This is a genomic window from Paraliobacillus sp. X-1268 (genome assembly GCF_003426095.1).
GTDB lineage: Bacteria > Bacillota > Bacilli > Bacillales > Amphibacillaceae > Paraliobacillus_A > Paraliobacillus_A zengyii.
On record NZ_QJSK01000003.1, the window covers coordinates 322329 to 328369 of the forward strand.

Genomic DNA, 6041 nt, shown 5'->3' on the forward strand with positions numbered 1-6041 from the left:
CATGTTTCATGATCGAAACATATCCTCTGGCAATACGCACCCTATAATGATAGTTATAAGGAGGATTAATATAATATTTCAATCATTTTAAGTTCAAATAATGAAGTATTATGTTTTCAAAAATCTTTTACTTTCTTAAAAGAAAACACTGTTTACCTTAATTATAAGCGTTCCACCATTCAAAAAGGTAGTCTAATTTAATTTTTTTCCATTAGGTATATAAGCTACCCCTATCAATAATGATTGCATCAATCAACGTAGTTGCATGTATAATTGATCCTTTAAAATATCTGTAGATAGATAAAAATTGATAATTTTGTATTAATTACTTTTTAGAGGAAATAATTAGTGATAAAATACAATATTTAAAAAGGATGCTGCTAAATAATGAAAGGGCATATTTACAGAAGAGGATGTATATGCAAGAAAAAAAGATGTACATGTGGTGCAACTTGGACAATTGTTTTGGACGTTGGCACTGACCCCAAGACCGGAAAAAGAAAACAAAAATCAAAAGGTGGGTTTAATACAAAACAAGAAGCTGAGTTAGCTGCTAATACCCTTGTCCACGAATTAAATAAAGGTACCTATATTGAAGAATCAGTTGAAACTTTTAAAAACTTCACTAAAGAATGGCTCAATATATACGTTAAGGCAAACAATGTTAAACCAGGTACTATACGTGTGAGACAGCATGAAATCGGTAAATTGATGCCATATTTTTCTCAAATAAAATTAAAAAACATCAACAGAAAAATGTATCAAAGTGCATTAGACGATTTAAAAGATAGAGGTTATGCCGACAACACTTTAGATGGCATCCATCGAACAGGGCGAATGATCTTTCGAAAAGCCCTTGAGTTAGAATCGATTAAAAAAGATCCTACTGAATTTATATATCTGAAAAAAGATAAGAAAACTGTCACTGATTTTGAATTAGAACAAGAGGTACCAAAGTACTTAGAGAAAGAAGAATTAGCTTTATTCTTAGACACTGCAAAACATAACGGTTTAGACATGGATTATCTTATGTTCCTTATCCTGTCGTATACAGGTGTTCGAGTTGGTGAACTCGTTTCATTAAAATGGAATGACATTGATTTTACCAATCAATCCATTAGTATCACCAAAACATACTATAACCCAGTAAGTAATATAAAAAAATATCAACTCGTTTCACCAAAAACTAAAAAGTCTTATCGTAAAATTATAGTTGATCAAGATGTCATCAATGAACTTAAAAAACATAAAACAGTGCAAAATAACATTAAAATGAGATATCGCGACACTTATCATGAGGAAGGGTTCATTTTTGCTTCTAGTGACTATCATCCTGGCTACCCAATCTATGTAAAAAAAGTACTATTACGCATGAAAAGAATATTGAAGCGTGCTGGCTTAAATGAAAAGCTAACTCCGCACTCTTTACGTCATACACACACTTCTTTACTTGCAGAAGCAAAAGTTAGCTTAGAACAGATCATGGACCGCTTGGGGCACTCGGATGATCATACCACCAAAAATATATACTTACATGTCACAAAAGAATTGAAAAAAGATGCTTCGCAGAAATTTGGCCTATTGATGAGGAGTTTACAAAAGTAATAGCACCTGTCATTGAGACAGGTGCTATTACTTTTTATTACACTATGTTAGCAAAATGTTAGCATTTCACTCTCATCTCACTTAAAAACCCAGTCATATCAAGGGTTTAAGGGGTGCTTTACATCATGCCGCCCATACCGCCCATACCGCCCATGTCTGGCATTCCGCCACCTGTGTTTTCTTCAGGAATGTCTGCTACTACTGCTTCAGTAGTTAGGAACATTGCTGCAACGGATGCTGCGTTTTGTAGTGCTGAGCGTGTAACTTTAGTTGGGTCTACGATACCAGCGTCGATCATGTTTACCCATTCGCCAGTAGCCGCGTTATAACCCATGCCTACTTTTTCTGTTTTAAGACGTTCTACAATAATAGAGCCTTCTAAACCAGCATTGTGTGCGATTTGACGAACTGGTTCTTCTAAAGAACGAAGTACAATATTTGCACCAGTTTGTTCGTCTCCAACTAAATCAAGTGCTTGAACGTTTTTGTAGACATTAATTAACGCTGTACCACCACCAGCTACGATGCCTTCTTCTACAGCTGCGCGCGTAGAGTTCAATGCATCTTCAATGCGTAGTTTACGTTCTTTTAATTCTGTTTCAGTTGCTGCACCAACTTTAATTACTGCAACCCCACCAGAAAGTTTTGCTAAACGTTCTTGTAGTTTCTCTTTATCAAATTCAGAAGTAGTTTCTTCTGCTTGTGCACGAATTTGTGCAACACGTGAAGAGATTTGTTCTGGATTTCCAGAGCCTTCAACTATTGTAGTATTTTCTTTTGTTACAACTACTTTAGTTGCGCGACCTAATTGTTCGATTGTTGTGTTCTTCAACTCAAGACCAAGGTCTTCTGTAATTACTTCTGCACCAGTTAATGCTGCAATGTCTTCAAGCATAGCTTTACGACGATCACCAAAACCAGGTGCTTTAACTGCTACGGCATTAAATGTACCACGAAGTTTGTTTACAACAAGTGTTGCAAGTGCTTCGCCTTCTACATCTTCAGCTATTAATAGAAGTGGTTTACCTTGTTGTACAACTTGTTCTAGAACAGGAAGTACTTCTTGGATATTATTGATTTTTTTATCTGTAATTAGAATGTACGGATCTTCAAGTTCTGCTTCCATTTTATCTTGGTCAGTAACCATATATGGAGAAGCATAACCACGATCAAATTGCATACCTTCTACTACTTCTAATTCTGTATTGAAACCTTTTGATTCTTCAATTGTAATAACACCGTCGTTACCAACGCGTTCCATAGCTTCTGCGATTAATTGTCCTACTTCATCGTCACCAGAGGAGATTGCTGCAACTTGTGCAATTGAATCTCTTCCTTCAATCGGTTTAGAAATACTGCGTAATTCTTCAGTTGCAACTTTCACTGCTTTTTCAATACCACGACGTACGCCTACTGGATTTGCACCAGAAGCAACGTTTTTCAAACCTTCTTGAATCATTGCTTGTGCAAGTACTGTTGCAGTTGTCGTACCATCACCAGCAACATCGTTTGTTTGAGATGCAACTTCAGCTACAAGCTGTGCACCCATATTTTCAAACGCATCTTCTAATTCAATTTCTTTAGCAATTGTTACACCATCATTAGTAATAAGCGGTGAACCATATTTTTTACCTAATACGACATTACGTCCTTTTGGTCCTAATGTTACTTTCACTGCATTTGCTAATGTATCTACACCTCGTAGCATTGCGCGACGAGCATCTTCACTAAATTTCAATTCTTTAGCCATCTTAAAAGCCCTCCTTGATTCTTAAGTATCTTTAAAATTAATTGTCTTCGCTTAGCCAATAATAGCTAGAATGTCACTTTCACGAAGAATTAAGTATTCATTACCTTCATACTTCACTTCTGTGCCTGCAAATTTAGAGAAAATAATTGTATTTCCTTCTGCGACTTCCAAAGGAAATCTTTCTCCATTATCTGCTACACGACCAGACCCGACTGCAACAACTTTTCCTTCTTGCGGCTTTTCTTGTGCAGAATCTGGTAAAACAATTCCACTTGCTGTTTTCTGTACTTCTTCTACGAGTTCAATAATGACACGGTCTCCTAATGGCTTTAACATTATAAAAACCCTCCTTCATATATTTCAAAATGGTTTTATTTATTCTTAGCACTCACCAATGAAGAGTGCTAACACAATTAATATAATAATGAATTGTTTACCATTTTGCAAGTATTGCACTTGTTTTTTTTATGTTTTTTTTAAACATAGTAACTTACATTGGATTTCATCATTCAATTAGAAAAATCGAACTAGTACAATTCTATTCTAAAGTTATGTTAAAATACGTATATTGGACAATTATATATTATTAAAGGAGACGTTTAGCTTTGACTAGAAACTACATATACATCTTAGGAACATATATATTGATGCAACTTTCTTCTTATCCACTTCTATTGGTCCTAGAAATTGCTGATGTGAACGAAGACTATTTTGGAACAATAGGTATCGCGTGGACCGTATTCAGCTTTTTGGCAGCATTACTCATTATATTACTGTTGTTAAAACCTGAGAAAAATTTGAGAAAAGACCCAGAAGCAGCCAGTAATGGTATGGTAATCATTTGGTCTCTTATAGGCTTAATCTTAGCATTCATTGGCCAAGGGGTTATCAACTATCTTCAAACAACATTTCTTGGAGTTAGTCCAGATTCAGAGAATACCCAAAATATAATCGAAATTGCAAGAGCAGCACCAATCTTTATCATTGTAGTTGCTGTAATTGGTCCAATTTTAGAAGAAATTGTTTTTCGAAAAATCATTTTCGGAAGCATATATAAAAGAACGAACTTCTTTATTGGCGCCTTAGCTTCTGGTTTAATTTTTGCAGTGGTGCATAATGATTTCCCACACATTTTAACCTATCTAACAATTGGATTTGTGTTTGCGTTTATTTATGTTCAATCAAAACGGATTATTGTACCAATCATTGCACATGCATCGATGAATACAATGGTCGTCATTGCACAATTAAGTATTTCACCAGAAGAGCTTGAGAAAATGCTCGAGCAATATGAAAAATTACAAATGATAGTGATTGGAGGCTAACATATGCGAACCTCGCCATTGGTTGCAGCAACCTTTTACATTGGTATTGGGATTGCATTCACATATATAGGGATAACATCAATCCAAGAGACCGGTTGGAGTTTATTAATTCTATTATTTGCTATATTTGCTACTTTAGATTTTGCAGTAGCAATTCGCCTAATTAGAATACACATTCATATAAAGAAAGCGAAGAATTCAAAATAATAAAGAGGCTGGGACAAAACCCAGATAAACAATAAAAAGTTGCACCTTTCCAAATTTATGGTTGGAGGGTGCAACTTTTTTATAAAATTGAAACAATTTAAGTAAGTAAAAAAGGATACCTTCTGATAAAATTAAAGTGACGAAACAATAACTATCGGAGGTATCCTTATGTTTAAAGATTATAACATGAATCAAGTAATTTTGCCGTTAGATTTAGAAATGAAATTGCAAAAAAATGATATTGCCTATACAATCCATGACTTAGTTGAACAAATACCAGATAAAGCTTTTTCTGTTTTCTTACATGAAACAGGTTGTCCTGCTTATCATCCACGAATGATGATGAAGGTTATTTTATGTGCTTATACGCAATCTGTTTTCTCTGGAAGAAAAATTGAAGCATTACTGAAAGATAGTATACGTATGATGTGGTTAGCGCAAGGTTATGAGCCAAGCTATCGTACAATTAACCGTTTTCGAGTCAATCAAGAAGTACAAGACCTGTTACGCCAATGTTTTGTGCAATTTCGATGCCAGCTGGTGAAAGAAGAACTGATTGATGAAGAAGCGATCTTTATTGATGGCACCAAAATAGAAGCAAATGCCAATAAATTTACGTTTGTTTGGCGAAAAGCGATTGAAAAATACAGTGCGAATTTGGTGGAGAAATCAAATCAACTGTACGATGAATTATTGGCAAACGAAATTATTCCAGAAATAGAACGCGAAAGTACGGAAGAACTATCCACTAAAGAACTCGAAAAAGTAGTTGAGAAACTAGAGAAGACCGTTGAAGGATACGACAAACAGATCGAAGAAAGTAAAGATGTCAGCAAACGGAAGCAGCTTCGCTCTGCAAGGAAAACACCAAAAAAATACCGCAAACAGTTTAAAGATTACGTAGCACGCAAACAAAAATACGAAAAGGATAGGCTTATATTTGAAGCGCGCAATAGTTATTCAAAGACAGACCATGATGCCACCTTTATGCGCATGAAAGACGATTATATGAAGAATGGCCAATTAAAAGCAGGTTACAATGTACAAATTGCGACCGAAGGACAATATACACTCGCATATGACGTATTTCCCAATCCAACTGATGTACGCACATTCACTCCTTTTCTAGATAAAATCGAGGAAAGCTTCTTTGA

6 protein-coding genes are annotated in these 6041 nt (G+C 35.2%); 4 read left to right on the top strand and 2 right to left on the bottom strand.

Annotation, left to right across the window (positions count from 1 at the left end; genetic code table 11):
- Positions 1-387: 387 nt before the first annotated feature.
- Entirely contained in the window at positions 388-1605 is a 1218-nt protein-coding gene (locus D2K62_RS07675) for a site-specific integrase (protein ID WP_117161199.1), read from the top strand.
- A gap of 118 nt (positions 1606-1723) precedes the next feature.
- Here D2K62_RS07675 and groL read toward each other — a convergent pair whose 3' ends face one another.
- A complete protein-coding gene (groL, locus tag D2K62_RS07680) occupies positions 1724-3355 on the bottom strand; it encodes a chaperonin GroEL (protein WP_112179748.1) in 1632 nt (543 codons plus the stop codon).
- A 51-nt stretch (positions 3356-3406) separates the two neighbouring features.
- The gene (groES, locus tag D2K62_RS07685) at positions 3407-3691 is read right to left on the bottom strand and encodes a co-chaperone GroES (RefSeq protein WP_112179747.1); all 285 of its coding nucleotides are present in this window, start codon (positions 3689-3691) and stop codon (positions 3407-3409) included.
- 269 nt (positions 3692-3960) lie between these two features.
- On the opposite strand from groES, the gene D2K62_RS07690 reads away from it, so the two are divergent.
- The 3 genes from D2K62_RS07690 to D2K62_RS07700 all read left to right on the top strand — a co-directional run.
- Positions 3961-4680, top strand: a complete 720-nt coding sequence (locus tag D2K62_RS07690) for a CPBP family intramembrane glutamic endopeptidase (protein WP_112179746.1) — start codon at positions 3961-3963, stop codon at positions 4678-4680.
- A gap of 3 nt (positions 4681-4683) precedes the next feature.
- Complete coding sequence (locus tag D2K62_RS07695; protein ID WP_112179745.1) at positions 4684-4887, top strand: DUF4305 domain-containing protein; 204 nt, start codon at positions 4684-4686, stop codon at positions 4885-4887.
- 168 nt (positions 4888-5055) lie between these two features.
- Positions 5056-6041 (top strand): transposase (locus D2K62_RS07700; RefSeq protein WP_157967864.1); only part of this gene is annotated, 986 nt, incomplete at its 3' end.